At 57.0% G+C, this 19,890-nt stretch carries 24 protein-coding genes; 6 read left to right on the top strand and 18 right to left on the bottom strand.

Annotated elements, in window-relative coordinates; all coding sequences use genetic code 11:
- Positions 1-1,269: 1,269 nt before the first annotated feature.
- Positions 1,270-1,845 carry a hypothetical protein gene (locus AB4N82_RS25110; RefSeq protein WP_460103532.1) on the bottom strand — a complete coding sequence of 192 codons (576 nt, stop codon included), beginning with the start codon at positions 1,843-1,845 and terminating at the stop codon, positions 1,270-1,272.
- A gap of 23 nt (positions 1,846-1,868) precedes the next feature.
- On the opposite strand from AB4N82_RS25110, the gene AB4N82_RS25105 reads away from it, so the two are divergent.
- From AB4N82_RS25105 to AB4N82_RS25085, 5 genes are all read left to right on the top strand, one after another.
- Positions 1,869-2,300, top strand: a complete 432-nt coding sequence (locus AB4N82_RS25105) for a hypothetical protein (RefSeq protein ID WP_460103530.1) — start codon at positions 1,869-1,871, stop codon at positions 2,298-2,300.
- An 87-nt stretch (positions 2,301-2,387) separates the two neighbouring features.
- On the top strand, positions 2,388-2,669 hold the full coding sequence (locus tag AB4N82_RS25100) for a hypothetical protein (protein WP_460103527.1): 282 nt from the start codon (positions 2,388-2,390) through the stop codon (positions 2,667-2,669).
- 102 nt (positions 2,670-2,771) lie between these two features.
- Positions 2,772-3,068 carry a hypothetical protein gene (locus AB4N82_RS25095; protein ID WP_460103524.1) on the top strand — a complete coding sequence of 99 codons (297 nt, stop codon included), beginning with the start codon at positions 2,772-2,774 and terminating at the stop codon, positions 3,066-3,068.
- A gap of 131 nt (positions 3,069-3,199) precedes the next feature.
- Positions 3,200-3,766, top strand: a complete 567-nt coding sequence (locus AB4N82_RS25090) for a hypothetical protein (protein WP_460103521.1) — start codon at positions 3,200-3,202, stop codon at positions 3,764-3,766.
- Positions 3,767-3,908: 142 nt separating this feature from the next.
- Positions 3,909-4,145, top strand: a complete 237-nt coding sequence (locus tag AB4N82_RS25085; protein ID WP_460103519.1) for a hypothetical protein — start codon at positions 3,909-3,911, stop codon at positions 4,143-4,145.
- A 486-nt stretch (positions 4,146-4,631) separates the two neighbouring features.
- On the opposite strand, the gene AB4N82_RS25080 is transcribed toward AB4N82_RS25085, so the two are convergent.
- The 13 genes from AB4N82_RS25080 to AB4N82_RS25020 all read right to left on the bottom strand — a co-directional run bounded on the left by AB4N82_RS25080 (position 4,632) and on the right by AB4N82_RS25020 (position 15,327).
- Positions 4,632-5,612 carry an integrase domain-containing protein gene (locus AB4N82_RS25080; RefSeq protein WP_460103517.1) on the bottom strand — a complete coding sequence of 327 codons (981 nt, stop codon included), beginning with the start codon at positions 5,610-5,612 and terminating at the stop codon, positions 4,632-4,634.
- A gap of 138 nt (positions 5,613-5,750) precedes the next feature.
- Positions 5,751-6,479, bottom strand: a complete 729-nt coding sequence (locus tag AB4N82_RS25075) for a TIGR03747 family integrating conjugative element membrane protein (protein ID WP_122426612.1) — start codon at positions 6,477-6,479, stop codon at positions 5,751-5,753.
- Between the two features lie 40 nt (positions 6,480-6,519).
- Positions 6,520-8,679, bottom strand: a complete 2,160-nt coding sequence (traD, locus tag AB4N82_RS25070) for a type IV conjugative transfer system coupling protein TraD (RefSeq protein ID WP_460103514.1) — start codon at positions 8,677-8,679, stop codon at positions 6,520-6,522.
- A 9-nt stretch (positions 8,680-8,688) separates the two neighbouring features.
- Positions 8,689-9,204: an integrating conjugative element protein gene (locus tag AB4N82_RS25065; protein WP_460103511.1), complete on the bottom strand. Its 516-nt coding sequence runs from the start codon at positions 9,202-9,204 to the stop codon at positions 8,689-8,691.
- A complete protein-coding gene (locus tag AB4N82_RS25060) occupies positions 9,201-9,749 on the bottom strand; it encodes a lysozyme family protein (protein ID WP_460103509.1) in 549 nt (182 codons plus the stop codon). The genes AB4N82_RS25065 and AB4N82_RS25060 overlap by 4 nt, the downstream gene beginning before the upstream one ends.
- Complete coding sequence (locus tag AB4N82_RS25055) at positions 9,731-10,450, bottom strand: TIGR03759 family integrating conjugative element protein (RefSeq protein WP_460103506.1); 720 nt, start codon at positions 10,448-10,450, stop codon at positions 9,731-9,733. The genes AB4N82_RS25060 and AB4N82_RS25055 overlap by 19 nt, the downstream gene beginning before the upstream one ends.
- Positions 10,451-10,459: 9 nt before the next feature.
- Positions 10,460-11,131, bottom strand: a complete 672-nt coding sequence (locus AB4N82_RS25050; RefSeq protein WP_460103504.1) for a chemotaxis protein — start codon at positions 11,129-11,131, stop codon at positions 10,460-10,462.
- A complete protein-coding gene (gene pilL2 / locus AB4N82_RS25045) occupies positions 11,128-11,670 on the bottom strand; it encodes a PFGI-1 class ICE element type IV pilus protein PilL2 (protein ID WP_460103502.1) in 543 nt (180 codons plus the stop codon). Before pilL2 ends, AB4N82_RS25050 begins: the two co-directional genes overlap by 4 nt.
- A gap of 106 nt (positions 11,671-11,776) precedes the next feature.
- Positions 11,777-12,523: a DUF5983 family protein gene (locus AB4N82_RS25040; protein ID WP_460103500.1), complete on the bottom strand. Its 747-nt coding sequence runs from the start codon at positions 12,521-12,523 to the stop codon at positions 11,777-11,779.
- Between the two features lie 52 nt (positions 12,524-12,575).
- Positions 12,576-13,070, bottom strand: coding sequence for a RadC family protein (gene radC, locus AB4N82_RS25035; RefSeq protein ID WP_460103498.1), 495 nt, complete (start codon positions 13,068-13,070; stop codon positions 12,576-12,578).
- A 100-nt stretch (positions 13,071-13,170) separates the two neighbouring features.
- The gene (locus AB4N82_RS25030; RefSeq protein WP_460103495.1) at positions 13,171-13,428 is read right to left on the bottom strand and encodes a hypothetical protein; all 258 of its coding nucleotides are present in this window, start codon (positions 13,426-13,428) and stop codon (positions 13,171-13,173) included.
- 71 nt (positions 13,429-13,499) lie between these two features.
- A complete protein-coding gene (locus AB4N82_RS25025; RefSeq protein WP_460103493.1) occupies positions 13,500-14,081 on the bottom strand; it encodes an STY4534 family ICE replication protein in 582 nt (193 codons plus the stop codon).
- Between the two features lie 904 nt (positions 14,082-14,985).
- Complete coding sequence (locus tag AB4N82_RS25020; protein WP_460103490.1) at positions 14,986-15,327, bottom strand: helix-turn-helix domain-containing protein; 342 nt, start codon at positions 15,325-15,327, stop codon at positions 14,986-14,988.
- Between the two features lie 208 nt (positions 15,328-15,535).
- Between AB4N82_RS25020 and AB4N82_RS25015 the strand changes: the two genes are divergently transcribed.
- On the top strand, positions 15,536-15,793 hold the full coding sequence (locus AB4N82_RS25015; protein WP_460103487.1) for a hypothetical protein: 258 nt from the start codon (positions 15,536-15,538) through the stop codon (positions 15,791-15,793).
- Between the two features lie 43 nt (positions 15,794-15,836).
- Here AB4N82_RS25015 and AB4N82_RS25010 read toward each other — a convergent pair whose 3' ends face one another.
- The 4 genes from AB4N82_RS25010 to AB4N82_RS24995 form a co-directional block, all read right to left on the bottom strand.
- On the bottom strand, positions 15,837-17,804 hold the full coding sequence (locus tag AB4N82_RS25010) for a DNA topoisomerase III (protein ID WP_460103485.1): 1,968 nt from the start codon (positions 17,802-17,804) through the stop codon (positions 15,837-15,839).
- A gap of 233 nt (positions 17,805-18,037) precedes the next feature.
- Positions 18,038-18,493 (bottom strand): single-stranded DNA-binding protein, encoded by a 456-nt coding sequence (locus AB4N82_RS25005; protein ID WP_460103482.1) that lies wholly within the window; start codon positions 18,491-18,493, stop codon positions 18,038-18,040.
- Positions 18,490-19,008: a DUF3158 family protein gene (locus AB4N82_RS25000; protein ID WP_460103480.1), complete on the bottom strand. Its 519-nt coding sequence runs from the start codon at positions 19,006-19,008 to the stop codon at positions 18,490-18,492. The genes AB4N82_RS25005 and AB4N82_RS25000 overlap by 4 nt, the downstream gene beginning before the upstream one ends.
- A complete protein-coding gene (locus AB4N82_RS24995; protein WP_459677267.1) occupies positions 19,005-19,760 on the bottom strand; it encodes a PFL_4669 family integrating conjugative element protein in 756 nt (251 codons plus the stop codon). Before AB4N82_RS24995 ends, AB4N82_RS25000 begins: the two co-directional genes overlap by 4 nt.
- Positions 19,761-19,890: the final 130 nt, after the last annotated feature.

Genomic DNA, 19,890 nt, shown 5'->3' with positions numbered 1-19,890 from the left:
GTATGTTATTTTTCTGTATTAAGAGTTATGAAGCTTTAGCTAAAAAGCTCTGTTAATCAGCACAGGCATGCGGCCGGTGGTGATTTGGGCGATTAACTCTACATCCAGAAATAAAAAAGAAAGGGCCTCATCGTGGAGGATGAGGCCCATGTAGATTAAATTTACTACCTCGCAGAAGTGAAGCTGTGATTTCCAGTATTGGCACGAACCGCCATTCCTCCTGTCTTTGCATTGTAAAACATGTCATACGAATAATATGGCAACAACCCAGCTGAAACTTGTAAACCAGGTCGATTGGGTGCCGAAGAAAAATTAGCCCTACCCCTACGTTCAGGATCTCCTGCCCGAAATTCAATTGGTGGCAGCGGAGCCCCAGACGCCGTGGTAAATAGCATCTCAATTGGTGCTCCTGGCTGCCATGCCCTAGGACGTTGGGCATTTCGCACGGTTATTGCTGGTGCACCGGTATCCCAAAGTATCGCGCTACATATTTCCTGAGCCTCCAAGCGCGCTACCTTTATGCAGCCATCAACCGAACCTGTAGGCTGACTTTTCGAGAGCAATGGCACAAAATCTTTAGTGTCGCGTGAGTCTGGGTTGAGAACGAGGAAGCCATCTCCTTTGCCACGCTGAGGAATATGTACGATCCAGCTCTCTACTCCTAGTTTAACTAACGGATTTGGGGCAAGCTTTGATCCAAAACGAATACCTATGATCGCGGAAAACCCTTGATTCGGGAACCCAGACCCCATTAGGCCATATTGAGAAGGTGTGAGTTTACCCGCTGGGCAGTCATTTCCGCCTCCGCGGCATCCCGTCATCCGAACAGCCTGTAGGAGGATTTCTTTTTTCGAACTACCTATCTCAACTGATGCGAGCGTATTGGGCCCAATTAAGGTGACGCCACTGCCATATCCATAAGTGGCATCGATGCCTGAAGATGATATTCCCGCTTGTGCGACTGCTCGAGGTAGTAAACGCAGTCCAGTGGATCCAGTATCCAACCCTGCCTGTAGTGGTTGACCATTGACAATGACATTGATCGTGTACCTTGGGACCATCTTAGGTCCGATCAATACTTCATGGATAGGCACCACACTGCGCTGACCGAGGGTGTTTGTGTCCACGGGGGAGGGTTGATCACTCGCTGCACTCACATTGCGTATGACCAAAGCCAACAGAAGGCAACTTTTCGCCAATTTTTTTTCATCGTCGCTCTCACCTAAAAGTAGTACACATTTGTGCATGTCGCGCTTCTAGGAACTTATATCACCAGTGATATAGTCTTAAGCTGAACCGATGCTGAATATTTTTGATGTATTTCGCGGTAAATCGAGGGCTGATGGAAATGCCGTCGATCAAACAAACGTTGCGCGGCAACGATGCTGATGTCCGTGCGCAACGCCGGTGGGCGGGCACTATCGGATTTTTCTGTCGCATGTCCGAGCGGTAGCTGAGGGCGAATGAGGCACCGTCGCCCACGATTCTTGCCATGCCGGAAGGATACATTGCCATGTGGTGGTTCGATAATGGCTTGTTGCGGCTGCGTCGGATTTGATCGCCGCCCCCAAGCACATAACTGGTACACAGGGGAGAGGACTGCTGATGGTGAATGGCGATTCTCTCATACCGAAAATGCTTATGGTCAGTCGTGTACCGGAGCAAGCCTGCGTGAAGCTCTAGATGAGCTAAATAAGGTTCAGCTATATCTGCGTGGTGCAATGGACGATGCGGACGCCATGGAAGGTTGAGCAGTACCACCACCAATTCACGGAAATCGCCCAGGTACGCCCAAGCCCCGCCGTCAAAACGTGGGGCTAAGGACGTAGAAAAATGCGGTTTCATATCCACTACAGGAAGCTATTGCCGTGAATAGATTGGAACAAACCATCGTCAATCAGGCGAAAAGTCGGCTCGCGGCAGTGTCCGCGTATTGGGGCCAAGGTGGGGTCTCCGAGGAAGAGGCCCACAGCTATACAACCGATACGGCGCAACTTCTGGCGCTGCTGGAAATTTCGCATATCTCCGGCAACGGTATGAGCGCCGAAGGAATCGCGGCACTTGAGGACGTGGAAGCTGAATATGCTGCGATGGTGCGGGCCAACAGCGACCACGGCAACCATGCAGCGGTCGCGGCCATCAAATTCGCATTACAAACCGAGGAAGGACTTCAATTTCTTCGCTGCTGGAACGAAGCGGACTTTGAAGCGATCCGCAACGAATGGCCCGAGGCGCCGGAAGAAGTCTTTATCGGGGCTGACCCACTGCACAAGCCGTCTACTGCCCTTCCAGTCCTATAGGAAAACGCCGCAGATCAACAGCCCGCCATGTGTGGGCCTTGTCGGTAGGAACCGGCCGCTTTGGCCACAGGATCGAGCGGAAAAACTATGAAATCGAATTCAATCGCCATGTTGATGTTTTTCGTTGCTGTAGTGCAAAGCGCGTTGGCCGATGAAATTATGCAGCCAAGGGCAAGCCTGCAAAAGATGCCCGAAGCATGTGTTTGCACGATGTCACAGACCGAACAATTGATTATGGCCAACTGTTCTTGCGGGCAAAAGCAGTGTGTCGTTTCACTTACGAGCTACACGACTGCGCAGACCAAAATGCAGTGTTTTGATGCGCCTAAAGCTGAGGCATCAGGCGCTAAAGCCGGAAAATCTAAATAAGCCGGAAAACGCCCAGGTACACCACAAGCCCAGCCGTCAAACGTTGGGCAAGGTCAGTAGAGGCACGCCGGGATGGCTGGAGTGCGCAGTGAGGGAAATCAAATGGGCGTGGTGTTGGGTGTTGTGGTCGCTTTCGCGTTGTACATTTTTTGGGGTGGATACGTCGCTGCCACCCTATGGGGTTGGTTTGTTGTTCCGCTGGGAGTGATGGCGATTACCTACTGGCATGCAGTCGGTTTGACTTGTGTGGTTGCAGCCTTCGCTGGGGTCAAAAGTGACGACAACATCAAGGAGTCAGAATCGCTTGGTGAAGGTGTCGCAAAGTCGGTATTCATGGCTGTCATCATCCCGGCCTTTCTGCTAGCCATGGGTTGGTTCGCGCACAACCACATGAGCTAAGGGAAAAGTAGCGATGCCCGCCAAAGCCCCTACAAAGCCGCTGGCGGAGCGAGCGCTTGACGCAGAGACAAGGGCGAGCCAATGGCTTTCCGATGGCAACCAGGCTAAAGCACGATAGAAAAGGAATTCAAATGTCGATACCCCTTACCGAAACAGTCAGACGAACTACACACTTAATTCAAGACATGATGGGATTCTGGAAGGAGGCTCACGGTTGGGCTCCGATCGAGGCAGCAGAACTGCTGAATAAATCAATGCTCGAATGGCAGGGCTCGCTGGCAGAGCAACTGTCAGTATGGTGTGGCACGCTGACTGACGGCCAGCTTATTCTCGCCTGGGCAAACCTAGGCGCCTTAGTTGAGGGTCAGATGAAGTTGTTGTTGTCGGTGTATTACCAGGATTACCTAACAGATGCTGATGCCATCAAAAAGAAAGGGCACACCCTAGATCCTGACGGAGTAACTCTGGAACCGTTGATTCTCTTTTTCAAGCGAAGAATTTGGTCCCCTGAAGAAGAATGGGAGACATGGGTGCGGATGGTTCAACAGCGCCGGAACGCGATACACGCTTTCAAGGCAAAAACTATCGGTACCACTGATGAGCTGCATGCTGCGTTGGCCAAATTTCTAGAGTTCGTGAGGTTTATAAATGGGCGGTTACCATATCCCGATGGACATTATTTCCCTCGAGAATACTAATTTTCTAAGGTAGTTAGGTGCATGGTACGAATATCGTGCACCTAACGAGGAAAAGCCGCTCCACCGCCAGCCCGCCAATGCGCGGGCTAAGCCCGTAGGAGGGGACCATTTTCGCGTCCTCGTTTACAAGGGGATCAGCATTATGAGCACTGCTACCTGCCGCATCTGCGGGCTTCTTTATGTGTCGTCTTTGGTAGAGGATCAAAAAACTCACGCTGCTATTCATAAAAAGCTAGCAAGCGGTTCACAGCCGCAGAAGGTTCGGGACTTTTCCAAAGCCTTTGGCTGGGCGGTAGCTCATAACGATGGCGGTCTTGAGCGAATGAAAGATCAGCATGACCCTGAACTCGGTAAGCTGGTAGTCGCATTTTCTTGGTGAAGTCGCGCTCTTTCGAATGGTGTCCAGGTGAAGGACTTTGACAGTTACATGGAGGCTCACCTTGCATTTGCCGATTCACTCGTCAGTGGTATAGACGTGGATAAAACCAGCGCAGCGATCAAAAAATGGGAAAGGTTCGCAGGCTGATCACCAGCTAGAGGAAACCACGGCTATGACCATGCGCACGTATGAATACTTTGCTTGCCCCAACGGCCACCAGGGCGAAGAGAAAACCACCGAGAACGATCAGCCATATTCGAAGTGCTGGGAGAGTATTTCGATCAAGGGCCTCAGAAACGGGCCAGATGGCAGCTATTTATGCGAAGTGTGCGGGTTGCTGATGTCTCGCGCCCCGAAGCCATCCGCATAGGAAGCGACCATGCCATTCCCAAAGATCCACCAGCACAATTCACACGTCACGGCCGATCCGATCATGTCGGACTACGTTCGCGAGCAGTAGCAACGGCTTCATATCGAATGGCTTACTCATGTTCGACCACCAATGTAAGTCGATAACAGGTCGATACGGCCGAGTCCCAACTCGTAGCTGATTTGCACTCGGGCATCCTGATCTAGGCGTCGGTCGAGTTGGTAGCAACGGCCACCGTTGATGGGCGCAAGATGATGAGTGCTCTGCTCATAGCGTTCGCACGCATAGGCGGCCCGAAGCTCGTGGAAGCCTTTGAGGTTGTGCGAATGGAGGATCTCTCGTGCGGGGCGGACGATTTGCCGTTGTAAATCGACATAGCTTTCGTTCGGTGCAAGCAGATTGCGGCTACCGTTGGGTGAAACCTGTTCGGCAAATTTCAGCGCGTCACGAATAGGATCATTTACCGTAATCCAACGAAGCGCCGACGCACGTGAGCGGCCACCTTGGATGCCATCTCGGATGTTGATTTTGCCGTAGTGTTCGGTCTCATGTTTTAGGCGCGGTAGGTCGGCCAAAATGGCCTCGCGCAAGCGCATGCCGGTGGCTCGCGCCAACTGAACGATGGCCGCCGCGCGCGGCATTTGGTGTTCGCAGAGCACGTCGACGATCCGCTTCACCTGCTCATGGTCTTGGCCTTGCGGCGTCGAGCGACGAACACTGGTACGCCGCATTCCCAAGGCCTTACTCGGGCTTGGCACCGCCACAGACTGATCGCCGCGAAGCGCCGCCATAGTCCGGTTTACGCTGGACAACCGGTTTTGCGCTGTGGCGATGCCGATAGCGCCTTGTTCAACTTGTTGGCGCAGATGCCCTGCGTAGTCCAGCAAGGTCTGCCGATCTATCTGTCGCGCATCGTTAAACCCCGGCCCATCCTCCGAACGACACCAGCGGACAAACGCCTGCCAGCGATCACTGTGCGCCTTGACCGTGGCGTAATGCCCGCCGCCAAAAAGATCGCGCAAGGCTTGCGGTCCGGCATAACTCAGTTGTCGGCCATAGCCAAAATTGCGCCCATCTCGTCTACCAACCGATGCCATGATCAAACTCCTCTCGAAGCCAAACACCTGTGAGGGTTGTCCACTAACGCGGGACTGGCGGCTCCTTACGACCGGGAGCTTGGGCCTCTCATGAGCTAGCCTTCTGAGCACTTCCGCAGATAAGCATTCGTGTCGCACTCAGAGATATTTTTTGAATGTCGCCGTCGTGATGGCCATGGCGACCCCGAGCATCACGGCGCAAGGCAGAAGTACCGCCATTGGGTTGAGCGAAAAGGGTAGGGACAGGTAAAGGATCCAGGGCACGATCAGCAGTGGGATGACCGCTCGCTTCGCCCGATGATAGACAAAGCTGCTTTCGCGCCCAGCGCCGAATTTACGCAGGTCGCGGCGCATCAAACCATCGATGAAGCCGGTGAACATGGCCAGCAGAAGCAGGGGGGTCGCCAAGACCAGAATGGTCAGACGCACCACGAAAGTGAAAGTGACATACACCGCCGCCAGTACAAAATCCTCGATGCTCACATACAGCTGATTGAGCCCGCTCCAGAAGCCGTTGTCCTGGCTCGACGCCCGCGCCTGCTGGGCGAAATCCGTAAAACCGGTCTTGACCAGTAACCACTGCTGGAGGAAATCCAGCCACTGGACAATCGTCTGTCCAGGCTGTTGGATAATCAGTGAGGATGTGAAGTGCTCACTGAGCCAGCCCAGTTCGCTGCTCAGCATCGCCTGACTGTGTCGCCAGCCTTGATCACCCCAGAACAGCAGCAGACCGGCCCACTCGATCAGAATCGAGAACAGCAACGAGGCGATCAGCAAACCGATGACGTGCAGGACCAGGTTTATCGCCGAGACGATTAGCCCTGGGCGCTGGATGGGTTGCGGTGGAGGGTTTTGAGCTGAAGTCATCCTTCTTGACTCCGCGAGATGCACTGCAGGGCCGACGGCGTCATGGGGTCTCCTGAGCAGGAACACTTGCATCCACCGCTGAAGAAGTGCGTGGAGGCGTAACCCGATCTGGATCGAAGTCGAGCGTCGGGCCGCCACCGCTTGCGCTCCACCATTGTCCCGCCTGCTCGTTGTAGGTCGCCCGCATCCGCTGAGTGAGTTCCTGCAGGTCCTTGGGCATGGCATCGTCGTTGGAGGGTTTTGGCAACGGCATGCGGACTTTCCAGAGTTGGCCACCGGCCTGGAAGGAGAACATTTGCCCCTTGGGCAAACTGACGATATGCGCGGGCTCGATCAACGGCACGCTGGTGCTACTGACCCGGTCCTGCGAGGACGAGGTGAAGTCCGTGTTGGCCTCCGGATCGGAGGTGTCGGTGGCCCCCGAGACCAGGGTTTTGGTCAGCACGTTGATCTTGGGCAACTGTTGGGTGAGCAGCTCAGCGGTGGCGGTTTCGCGCACCCGGAGCATCTGCAGGGTGTTGAAGTTGCCGATGACCTGGCCGGCTTTGGCTCGGTTGCCGATACGCGCTTCGATATCGCTGAGGGTTTGGGTGTAGGCGGTGACTTGGATACCGGCACCGCCGCCCTTGTTGATCAGCGGAATGAATTCATCGCCCATCAACTCGTTGAACTCATCGGCGTGCAGGTTGATCGGTAGCTTGTCGGGGCTGCTGCCTGCGATAGGCAAGCCATGGTCGATGCCATGCTTGTAGATGTGTCCGGCGACCGAGACCAGATCGGCGAACATGGAGTTGCCCACGGCAGCGGCGACCTCGGCATCGGTCAGTGCATCCAGGCCGATGTAGACGATGCCGCGTTTTCGGATGATCTGCATCCAGTCGAAGATCGGCCGCGGGTCATTCAGGTCGGTGTAGTTGGGGGCCAGCAGTTGGGCGGTCTTGCCGGTGGTGAGTTTCTCCAGCAGCGGCAGTAGCGAGGCAACGATTTTGTCGAAGTAAGTACGGTCATATCGTACCGCCGAACGCAGTCCGTCCATTACCGGATCAAATACCCGCTTCACCGCTAGGTACTGCTCGATGGCCACCACACGCTTTTCGCGCCCGATCATATGCCGGGGAATGTTCTTCTCGGTGAGCTTGCCTTCAAGCTGGACGATCACTTCCCACGCCTTCGGGTCGGTCTTGGCGAAAAACTGCTGGGCGTATTCGATAAACAGTGCGTCGATGTTGACCACATGTCGCTGGATCTGCAGGTAGTCTGGGCGCCGGCCCAACTCGATCAAAGCCCGGGCAATGATATTGACGAAGCGCCAGGCGAACTCACGAAAGGCCGCAGAATTGCCTTCACCGCTGAGCTGTCCGGCGATGCGCGACGCCACTTCCGAAATACGTCCGAAACGTCCCACGGCGTTGTAGCGAGCGGAGATCTCCGGCCAGCCCAGATGGAAAACATAGAACTCCTTTTCTCGACCAGCGCGTTTGGCTTCAACGTATATCCGTTTGAGCAAGTCGGCATCGCCCTTCGGATCGAAGACGATGACCACCTCATGTTCGACGCGGTGAATGTCCTGGGTGATATACACCTCGGCGAGCCGGGTCTTGCCAACACGGGTCGTGCCCAGCACCAGGGTATGTCCGACCCGTTCGCCCAGCGGCAGACTGACTTCCGTTTCGTTGGGCTCGACCCCATGCAACAGCGGCGAGCCACCGACCGGGGGTAAAGGGCGCATCGGATTGAAGGCGCTGTCCCAAGCCGTGACACGGGCCAGTGTCGAGAACGGAAACGGTGCATGTTCCAGGCGACGTTCGAGTCCACGGGCCAGGCGGTAACGGGTCGGTTGGTCGACATAGTGAGCGACCGCCGGATCCTGGGCCTCGACCAAGCGCTGGGTGTGCAGACGGGTCCAGCGAAAGCCGCGGCCCATGAACAGACGTTTGCGGCTGACCGGAATCTGCCGACTGGTCAGCTCGTAGCGGGGGAGCCGGCGGATATTGCGCCGATAGCGCAACACCTCCCAGGCTTGTCGCAGGCGGATAAGGCCGAACAGGGCATAGGCCTGCGCCGCAATCAGACCGATCTCGGGTGACAGGGCTACAGCCCAGGGCGAGTACACGCACAACACCACGGCGGCGATACATATCGCTACGGTGTACAGCTCTACCGCTGGCCGGAGCTTGGACTCCATCGCATGATCGGCCATGACCTGGACTCACTGTTCCAGTGAGGTGGCAGTGATCAAGACGGGGTAGTGCTCAACCTGCAGGCGGGTGGCAATGTCGTTGCCGTTGACCGGCAGGATGGTGATGCCCGGAGCGGCTGCTCGAATCCGGACCAGGGCTTCAGTATCGGCCACTTCGACGGCGAGGCCAGCCGCGCCCATTTCCTGCAGTTCAGTCGCGCGTTGACGCAACCAAGCTAGTGATTGGGGATCGTCACCGACCAGGAAAAATGGCCGCAACCCCGGCATGTCCAGCGTGCGAGACGTGATCTGGCCGGGGCTCAAGTGAGAGCTGCGGATCGGCAGTATCCAGGCTTCATCGGCAAACGCGGAGAGATCCGCATGCATAGCCCGATCAGGCTGGGGCCCGTTGCTTATTGACGGCCTGGCAGCTTGAAAATGAGGTCGGGTGTAGTCGCTAGGCTGATCCCCGGCTATGGTCAATTCCGGTTGGACGAAGGGTGCCAAGAGCAAGGTGAAATAGCAGGTAAGGAGTATTCGCTTCATGGTGGTGTGCCCTGTTTGAAGGCAATCAGCAACCGTCCGAGTTGCCGGGAGAAGCCTGCGCGGTAACGCGCGGCCGGCATTCCTCCCGCCGGGCGGTGATAGCGTCCGGCCGCTGACACCCAATCACCGGTGGCGGCGTGATGCTCCTGCAACAGCGCGGCGGTCACGGCGAGATTTCGGTAGGGATCAAGGGCTTCGCAGGGGGTGGAATAACGTTGTCCGTGGTAACCCAGGTTGATTTGGCCGAGTCCGGCATCGACCCGCTTGGCGTCATGTCGGGCGAGGGCCTGAAGCAAAGCGTGACAGGCGGCCTGGCGAGTGGCGAAGCGGTAGGGTGTTCCAGCGATGTTCAGTGTCCAGGGCCAGGGCAGCAGTCGACCACGGACGTGGATACCACTCTCCTGCAGGGCGATCGCGAATAGCACCGTAGAAGGAATGTCGGCGTCATGCGCCGCCAATTGGTAGGCCGGAGGCGGAAGTTCGTCAGCCTGGACGGCGAGCACCATCAGCAGGATCGCAATACCACTCAGTCGAGGCGTTGCCATTGTCCATTCACCTGTTGAAATGTGGCGGGCAATGACCCCGATGCACCCAGGCTGAACCAGCGACCACGGTCATGGTTCAGCGTGATCTTCCGGCGTTGAACCTTGGCCGGATCGATGTCGGCTTGCCGAGACCAGCTACGGACGCGTTCATCCTCGCCTTGGCTGCCTACCAGGTAGATATCGAACGCCATGTCACTGCTTTGCAGACGCTGCGCTTCGGCGGTGCACGCTGGGCAGTGGTCCTCCACAAACAAGGCTTGACGCGGCATGACCGCTGAGCTGGCAGGGGACGGGGATGCCATGCCCTGGATCGGCAGCAGCCCGGGAAACAGCTTGGCCCAGGCCGCGGTGTAAGCATTTTGGTAGGCCAACTCGCGCTCAGCGCGTTTGGCTTCCAGCGCTACCTGTAATTCGGCATAGCGCTGGCGCTCTTGGTCGGTCTGGGCCTCGACCCCGAGTGCGGTCAACGGATCGAGGTTCGGGCTCCAGAAACCGCGCGGGCCGGCTTGGATCTGTTCGAAGCGCGTCCACTCCTGCTCCGTCAGACCCCAGCTCGCCGCCTGTTCAGAGTCAGAGCGCCCCAGCGGAGCGGACTGCGTGTCCTGGATTCGTGACGGTGTCGTCATGGGATTGCCCATCGCTGCTCCTGTGCTCAGTAGCGAAACGAGACAGACGACGGCGGGCAGTTGCGCTCTGTTCATGATTGCGTCTCAAGGGAGGTGCACGGTCTGGTCTGGCTGAGCCGCCACTGCGAAGATGGCTGAGTTCGGTTCCAGTACTTTCAGGTGCCAAGTTCCGAGCTGCTCGCCGTTATGCAGCAGCCGAACATCTCTAAGAGAGCGACTGTCAGGAGGTGCGACCGCCAGAAAGCGCTCACCCCCTCGGGACTCGACACCCAACACTGAGAACGGTGGTGAAAGCGGGGCGGGCTTGGGGCGAGCGGTCTTTTTCGGTTTGGTCACGGAAGACGTCGGCGGTGGGGGTGATGGCTGATTCTTGAGCTCCAGGAGCTGTTGCTCGACCTGCTCAAGGCGTGCGCGTAGCACTGTCAGGTCTGCCACGGTGGCGCGGCCTGCCAGACCATCGCGCAGCTCCTGAATCTCTTGTGCCCATTGATCCAGCATGGGATCGAGGGTATTGGCCTGTTGCTCACCGGTATCGACCATCTGCTTCAGGTCTTTCAGCGCGTACTGCAGTTTTTCCTGGGCATCCTTGAGCGCGCTTGAATCACGTTGCAGGGTGTCCAGGGTTTGTCGGTATTGCGTGTTCGTGCTCTGCAGCTCCGCCATGCGCTGATACTGGTTATGCAAACCACCGCTCAGGCCGGCGACCGCCAGGCACAGCAGCCCAATGATGAGGGTTTGAAACGTCGAGGCTTTCATGGGCGTGACTCCGACTGATGGGGCGAGACGGGTGTGATTGGCGTGACGCCAGCCCCCGTTTTTTGCTGTTCGAAGCAGACCGAACGGCCGACTTCATCGGTCTTGAGTTGCCAGGCGGGGCCAGCCAGCACTTGTAGCGCGCGGCGCAACGGGATTGGGCCGAGCCGGTAATGGGCTGCGGGCAGAGGCCGGGTAAACAGCACCTTCACCGACGCAGTAACTGGGCAAAGCGTATAACCAGAGCGCAGCAGCACGTACTGCAACGCATCCTGCACCGAGGGGTTCAGGCTGGACGGGATGTTCACTTCAATGATTTGGGCAAAAAGATCGCTTTGTTCCGTGGTGGGCTCGGTGCTGACCAGCGTGTAGCGGCCATAACGAAGCTCTGCCGGATGACTTCCTTCGGCTATGCCTCTCGAGTGCTGGGCCCGATTGGAGCCACTGTCTATCTCTGGATTGGTCGGCAAAGGGTTTGGGGTTTGCGCAATGCAGGCGCTCAACAAACCCAGCAGGCAGACAGGCGTGAAAAAACGCTCCATGGAAGAAACCTCATGTCAGATTCAGTGCAGAACCTGACATGAGGTGAAGGAGCGATTCAGTGAGAAAGTTGATGCAAGGCGGGTCGTGTTAACGCTAAACGCGTTGCTATTCATCAAAAATGGCGAGCCCATCCAAGACGGCAGCGTCGGGGTCGAAGATCAACAATCGCACATCCGCCAATGCCGCTAGATACAGTATTTTGACCAGGGCTTGCGGTGTGCCGGCGTCGAGTTGCTCTTGTCTCAGGGTTGAATAAGGCTGGCTCTCAATGTTCAGCAGGTTGTCGTCCGTCCATGGCGTGCCGATCAGTTTGCATCCGATACCGCAGCAGTCCGGCAACGCGAACAGTTCGAACAAGAGGCCGGTTTGTCTTAGCGCGGAGTCACTGACCCACGCCTCCAGACACAGCATCGTTTCTTCAGGAAGGTGTGCGGTATTGATCTCCCAGGCTCGACTGTAGTGTCCCGTTTCGAAGCTTAGGCGATGGGCCATGGATTGGGCTTCCTCTAGGGAGTACAGGTCGCCGACGTGACACTGCTGGTTGAGCATTTCGCCAATCACGGCGTAGATCACTTGGCGCACCAGTCCGGTGGATTGACAGCGTTCATCCAACCCCTCCTGAATGAATTGGCCTTCGCTGATCAAGGCGAAATCGTCATTGAACAGGCAGGGGAACAGCCGCAGCTCATCGTCGGGCAGATGGGTCTGTGAGTCGTGTACGGGTCGAAAGCAGGGAGGGCAGTCGTCTTCGTAGGTGATCAGTAGCAGCCGTTCGATATGAAGGTTGTCGTAGCCGCGAGCAAATGGGTTTGAAGCTGCCAGAAGGGTTGGGGCTTGGGGCGTGGGGGGCATGAGAATTCTCCTGGATGAAAATGAACAAGGCGCCCGAAGACGCCTGTTAGGGTTAAAGCCAGCCATATTCGGCAAGGGAGAGAGGACGACCTTCACCCACGATGAAGTGATCCAGTACGCGCACTTCGATCAAGGCCAAGGCGTCCTTCAGCCGTGCGGTCAAGATGCGATCCGCCTGGCTGGGTTCCGTGCACCCTGAGGGGTGGTTGTGAACAAAAATGGCGGCCGCAGCGTTATGCGCGAGGGAGCGCTTAACGACTTGGCGGGGGTAAACGCTGGCGCCATCAATGCTGCCGTGAAAGAGGACTTCGAACGCCAGCACCCGGTGCTGGGCATCGAGAAAAATTACACCGAAGACTTCATGCTCCTGTTGTACAAGGTGTAGTTTTAGGTATGAGGCCACGGTGTCAGGTGATGTCAGGTTGGGGCCGCGAGTGAACAGCCGACGATCCAGGATATGCTGCGCGTCGTCGATCAGCTGGTTTTCTTGGACGATACGATCAGCCTCGAAATCCGAGGTTTCAATCAGTGTGAGTTGGATGCTCATGGTGGTACCTCCGGAGGGAACAATCAGGGGTACGCACCCGAGGGGAGTGGTGTCCCCGAGGTGGATAGAGTGTCGCGGGCGATAGCCGATGGCGCGCTATTTACAGCCGAGTGAATCGATGGCGTTGACCGTGTAGGGGTGAACCACAACTGTCGCAGGGCAACGGGGAAAAGGCTTTTATCCCCCAGCCGGCTTCGGGGTCGAAGTCGGCACTGATGGGCATCAACTGAACCAGTCCACGATGGATGTCGGCGATGCGTTTCTCGATTTCATCCGTCGTGTAGTAGAGCGATAACGTGCTGTAGTCCTCGTAAGCCACAGCGAACAGGCAGTCATCGCAAAGCCAGAAGGATTCCATGTTGGTTCTCCTGTGCTGATTGAAGAAAAGGCGCTCAACGGAGCGCCTTGGTGAGAAACATCGTGTCCTGTTCAGACGGACTGAACGTTACGGGTAGCATCACGGCGAGACGTGCGAGGAGTGGGTGGAGAGTCAGGTTCAACCCGAGCCTCTGTTGGGTTTTCGATTTCCTCCACTTTGGTATCAGCCGATGGTGGGGATGACTCACTGGTGGGCGCTTGCTCAGCAGGTGCTGTTGCTTCCTGCCTGGCGGGCGCTTTGTACTCGAACGTGCCGTTGACCTTGATCCAGTCGATGAACAGCAAACGACCTTTCAGACTCGCGCCCGGTTGGCCTTGTTTATCGCCTTTCTCGTAGAGAAATGGATCGATCCACAGGTCGCCGATACGGAACGACAGCAAGACCTTTTTCTCGGCGTTGACGGCGTCCATATAGAGACGAATCAAGCGTTCAGCTTCACCCCCAGCGACTTTGCAGTCGAAGCGGGTGTACTCCACCGCATCGGTGGCACCGTGCAGGGCTGCAACATCGCAGGCCATGAATGGTGGGCCGCGGCGGACTTGTACTTCACGAACTCGATTGAGGTAGCCGATACCGACGGTGTGCAGATTGAAGTAAGTGGTCGCTTCTTGGGGTTGGTTGGCGTGGGCCATGGTGGTTCTCCTGTTTCAAGGGAAAAACGGCGACGCACAGCCCCTGGCGGGGAGGTGGGCCCCCGTCAGGGTGAGTTAGGTGAAGTCGAGCGATGAACGATTCGCCACCGACAAGCCGATGACGATCAGAACGTTGCGTCTGGGGGAACGGCTGTACCGCAGAGGAGCGTCTGCAGTGGTGATCCGCAGGTATGGGGTAGTGGGCATTCATCACCGCTGAAGCGGTGACCGCGCGAGCTTCCGAACGCTGATCGCACTTGGGTAAACCACCACAAGCGTGGCGTAGCCTTGAAGGTTCAAGCTACCTGGGCTGGGCTGTCAACGACAGCGAACCACGCCCTTTGTATAAGCCTGTCACAGGGGAGCGTCAAGACGCTGCAACCCGATTTTTTATGGCCGGAATACAGTGGCAGTCACTGGACTGAATAAAATGAAGAGCGGGCCTGGCGGGGTGCCAGGCGAGGAACAGAAAAGCCACCTTTGACGGTCATACGCAGTCGAAAAGCTCCTCGCAAAGCTTGGTTTAACTGCGCCTTGATTCGTCAACCGACCCTTGTCGTGGCCTGGGTCGGAACATGCTGGCACGCATCCGCGCACAAAGGGTGCCCAGTGTTTCCCCGGCGGGCCCCGGGGCTGAATACGATCGCCGAGGGGGATGACCGCTGTTGTCTTGTAGAGGCAACAGCGGTCATCCGCCACCACGATCAAGTCGAGCACAAATCGGGAATGAAATCCCACAGAAGAGAAGGCTCCGAACTCAAGGAGTCCGACCGAGCTACCCGGAGCAAATCGGTCTTGGGTCGCCGTTGCGATGATCCTGAGGCACTACAGCAGAGAGGGTGGGACGACGTCAAGACAGAGTGCGCCGCCTCAAAGACCCTGTATCGGATGCGAGTGAATGAACTCACTTGTTGGCGAGATGAGCGGCTAATTGTTCGACGGTTGCCAAGATAAAGGCACGGTCGCTTTCTTTCAGTCCATTCAGCAGACCCGCGATCGTCTGGCCCTGGTCATTGGGGCGATTGCTCGACGCCGTCAGCAGTTCATCCATCCGGCAGTCGAAGATATCCGCCAGTTGCATCAGTTTGACCACGGAAAGCTCCACCACACCCCGTTCCAAGCGCGAGATGGCTTCGCTGCCGATCCCTAAGCGTTCGGCCACCTCTTCCTGGGTCAGATTACGCTCGGTACGGTGCTTCGCGATCATGCGCCCGATTTGGGCTTGGGTTGGATGTTTATGTGCCAAGTGATGAGTTCTCCAGTTCAACCCGAATGGTTGAGCAAAGACCCGTTGACATGAACATCCTCAAGGGTTGAGTATCAACTTTATGGGTTGCTATAGTGACCGAAATAGCTGTGTGTCGCGATGTGGTTTCTATTCCTCAAGGAATCAGAGTCCAAGGCGGCCAGCGAGAATGGACGGTCAGAGAGGACCAGACTGAGGAAGGTTGAGCATGGAAGAAGAGAGCAAGAACGTTATGGATCTGACCTGGGATCGAACCCTGGAGCTGTTCATCAAGATTCATCAATGCCCTGATAACCCCGAGCACTTCGACCGTCTTGTCCATTGGCTCAACGAAGATCCTGCGCACCTGAAAGCGTTCAACGAACTGGGGCAGATATGGATTTCGACAGGCATCGCATTGGCCCGAGAAATCGGACAACCTCTGATCGACTTGGAAATGGATCAGCCGCCGCTGATGATGCACTGAGCATTTGCATCACCCCGACGTCATGCGGATCTCAACCGAGCTGTCATTGGCGCCGCGCATCTTTTCTGATCGATACAGTGCCCTTACAGTCCGGGTAGTGGGAGCATGACCAGAACGGCCCTAATTTCCCCTTTCGTCTGAGCATTGAGGCGTTGCAAGTGGGGCAGGCCGGACCGGCTTCGATAGGCATGGCTAAAGTAAGTGAGCCGCAGCATGCGACCAACTGCATAATCCAATTCGCCTGCTTGGCGACGAACGCATCCAGGCTCAGACGTCCCGCTTCGATTTCGTCCAGAGCCTGCTCCCAGATTGCGGTCATACCCGGATCCGCGACTGCAACGGGTACCGCCTCGATCAGGGTATGGGCAGCCGCCGAGGCCATTAAGGCGCGTTTTTTCTTCAGCAAATAGCCACGATCAATCAATCCCTTGATGATGCCGGCTCGCGTGGCTTCGGTGCCGATACCGGTGGTGTCCCGAAGTTTCTGTTTCAGGCGAGGGTCGTTGACCAGCTTGGCCACATTTTTCATCGCCTTGATCAGATCGCCCTCGGTGAGAGGTTTGGGAGCGGCAGTGCGCATGGACTTGAGTTCGACGTCGTCCACTGCGCACTGAGTACCCTGTTGCAAGACCGGTAAGAGTTGGGACTTGTGACTGGGCTCAGCCTCTTCGATGTTTTCGCAGAGCAAGCCTTTCCAGCCTTGGACCAGGATCTGTTTGCCAACCGCGGTCAAACGTTCTTCGCTACATTCCAGTTCGACCTGGGTTCGATCAAACTCATGATGCGGAAGAAACTGCGCAAGGTAGTGGCTGCGGATCAGTTCGTAGACATTACGCTCTTGTTCAGACATCCGCACAAGGTTCGCCGGCTCGGTGGTGGGGATGATGCCGTGGTGCGCGGTAACCTTGGCGTCGTTCCATGCTCGTGAGCGCAATGATCGATCGAGGCTTCCTAGTGCGGGCCGCAGTGCGGGATCCGTTTTGAGCAGAGCGTCGAGTACCGCGGGTGCCTCGTTGAACATACTCTCGGGCAAATAGCAGCAATCGCTGCGCGGGTAGGTGGTGGCTTTGTGGGTTTCATACAGGGCTTGGGCGATGTTCAGGGTTTCCTGGACGCCGAGCCCCAGCTTACGCGAGCAGACTTCCTGCAACGTGCTCAGGTCGAAGGGCAGGGGCGGCGGTTCTCGGAGATGCTCAGTCTGCAACGAGAGTATTGTGGCGGACTTACCGTCGGTGATTGTTTGGACCGCGTGATGGGCAAGTGCCTGTTGCAGGCAACGACCGGCCTCATCCCGTCCTGAGCGTGGCGGTAACCACGACGCGATGAATTGTTGCCCCATTGAGGACAGGTGCACATCCACTTCCCAGTAGGGCACCGAGACGAAGCTGGCAATCGCGCGATCCCGATCGACCACCAGACGTAACGTGGGTGTCTGGACGCGTCCCACCGACAACACGCCGTCGTAACCCGCCCGTCGACCGAGGAGGGTAAACAAGCGACTGAGGTTCATGCCGATCAACCAATCGGCGCGGCTGCGCGCCAGGGCGGAGTGGTAGAGCAGGAAGGTTTCCTGGCTAGACTTCAGCGAGAGCAGTGCTTTGCGAATCGAGGCCTCATTGAGTGCGGACAACCAGAGGCGCTGGATGGGGCCTTGATACGTGCACAGCTCCAGTAACTCGCGGGCAATCATTTCACCTTCGCGATCGGCGTCGGTCGCGATGACGACAGTGGAGGCTTCACTGAGCAGGCGCTTGATGACTTTGAACTGCGCGGCAGTCTTGGGTTTGACCTCAACCTGCCACTGCGTGGGAATGATCGGAAGTTGATCCAACGACCAGGATTTGTACTGGGCACCATAAGCTTCAGGTGGGGCTGTCTCCAGCAGGTGGCCGATACACCAGGTGACGGTTGAATCGGTGCCGATCAGGCAACCATCACCGCGTCGGGTGGCGCCGAGAACCTTGGCGATGTCACGACCTTGGGAAGGTTTTTCGCAGAGGAAGAGGCGCATAGAACTGCTCCGGATTGAGTTCGGAGCAGCGTTGTTGGATACAGCAGTGGCGAGATATGAGAAACCTGAATGGCAGGTTCCTCATATTAATCGGTCAGGGCTGGCTTGAATGGGCCGTGGCGGTTTGTAGTGTGGACGATAGGTGGATCTTCACGAGCAGCGAGTAACGACAGGCCAGCCACTTCGCGCAGAGGCGCAATTTTCACGCCTGAACTCTGTCAGTCCGACGGTGATTACCCTCTGCGTTTTTTGGGTTTCGACGCAGGTGAACCGGCCTGCTCCGTATGTTGCCCGGCGTGTGTCGCAGATGCCGCTGGCTCACCGGAGCGTTCGCGCATGCCTATGCTGTGCACTCGGTGCGGCAGGATGCCGACTCGACGGGCCTCGATCTTGAAGGTCACTCGTGCATTGTCTTCGCTGTCCTCCCACTCATCGCGTACGGTGCGGCCTTCGACCAGCACACGCATGCCTTTCTGGTACAACGTGCTCCAGTGTTCAGCCTCGCGGTGCCAGAGTTCAACTGGCGCCCAATAGCCGCCTCGATCTTCATAGCTCCCCTCGCGTGGCACGGGGTTGTCGAAGTACACATTCAGCCGTAGCAAACGCCGTGGCTCGTCATTGCCTGATGGAAACTCCTGGAACTCTGGCGCACTGCCAATGTTGCCTTCGCCGACAAAAAAAGTACTCATCGTGATATCTCCGCTACTGGTGTGAACTGGCGCAGCAGCCGTTCGGCGCTGGCCATTTTGATCGCGCAGGTTGAAGCCTGACGGTAGAGCGAATGCACCACGCTCATCTGCAAGTTCAGTGCGATACGCTCGCATTCGAAACGGTGCAATTCCTCGCGTACGGCTTGCGGCAAGGCCATGTTGGAGACCTGGCGTTCCCAGACCGCAACCCCCATACGGGCGAAGTCACGGGTGCGCCAACGCAAAAAAGTGCTGCCTGCGTTGGTGTTCTGCAGCACCAATCGAATATTCAGCAGTGAGTACGGGGGGTGTCCGGCCTGCTGCATCACAGCTTCCATCAGGTGACGCAACTGCGCCTCGATTTCCCTCGCCACCTGCGCCAGGTATTCCAGTTCCCCCTTACCCTTAAAAGGTTTTAAAAGGCCTTTTAGGTAGGCAGCGTGTTCGAGCTGTCGATATGCATCCGGTGTTAGTGTTTCGAGGGGCATTGGTTGAGTCGGGATGAGGTGCCTCATACTTCGTCCTCCGGCTCATCTACTGTCGCAGAAGGCTCTACCGCGTTCTCCGTCAACGCGTCAGCGCCATCCACCGCCACAGCACCACGACGAATGATGGGTGGCGCGAACTGGGAGCGGCGATGCCCCTCAAGGATGTCCGTAGGGGGCAGCCCCATTCTCTCGATTGCCGCCAGAGCACGGGCGTTGTTCGCCGCCATGTCGTCACGGGTGACGCCAGCATGCCGATAGCGCTGCGCCTGACCGAACAGGCTGCGCAGCAAATGGGCACCGTCGTCGATCCAGGCTTCCATGTCCCGGCGACCGATCAAGGCGGTGTGATGGGCCAACAGGGTATGTCGCACCAAGGTGTCGTAGTCAGTCAGCAGGTAAACGGCGAGGAAGCCCAGTTGGCTGCCGATGTACAACGGCAAGGTGACGGGATGGATGTTGAGGTTGTCGCTCATGTCGATCTGCGTCGGCAGGTCCTGTCTGATCCGGTCCAACTGCTGAGTCAGTTCCAGCATCCCAGCCTTGGCCTGCATCAATTTTTCTTCGAGCTGCACGATCGCCCAATCGGCATAGGGGTCGTCCTGCGCTGCGGCCTGTTTGATCAGGTTGGTGACGCTGATGTAGCCGGCCATACCCATGATCGAGTGGACGCCTTCGCGTGCGGTTCGACCTTGCCAGATGCGGGCGGCGTGGTGGGTGTGCAGTGTCAGGGTGATGCTGCTGCGCAATGAGCCAAGGTTGAGCTGATAGTGATCGGCCACGGTGTCGTCCTCGCATAGGCTTGGACGGGAACGTTGCGACAGACGAAGGTAAAGGACATCCGAAAAGCTGAATGCTGTGTGTTCGATTTGGTTCGAGACGGTTGATTTTCGAGACGCTCGTCAGTGATGC

It is taken from the genome of Pseudomonas sp. H1_D04, from assembly GCF_054683855.1.
Note: the sequence above shows the minus strand (reverse complement) of the source record. Positions and strands in the feature narration are given on the sequence as shown.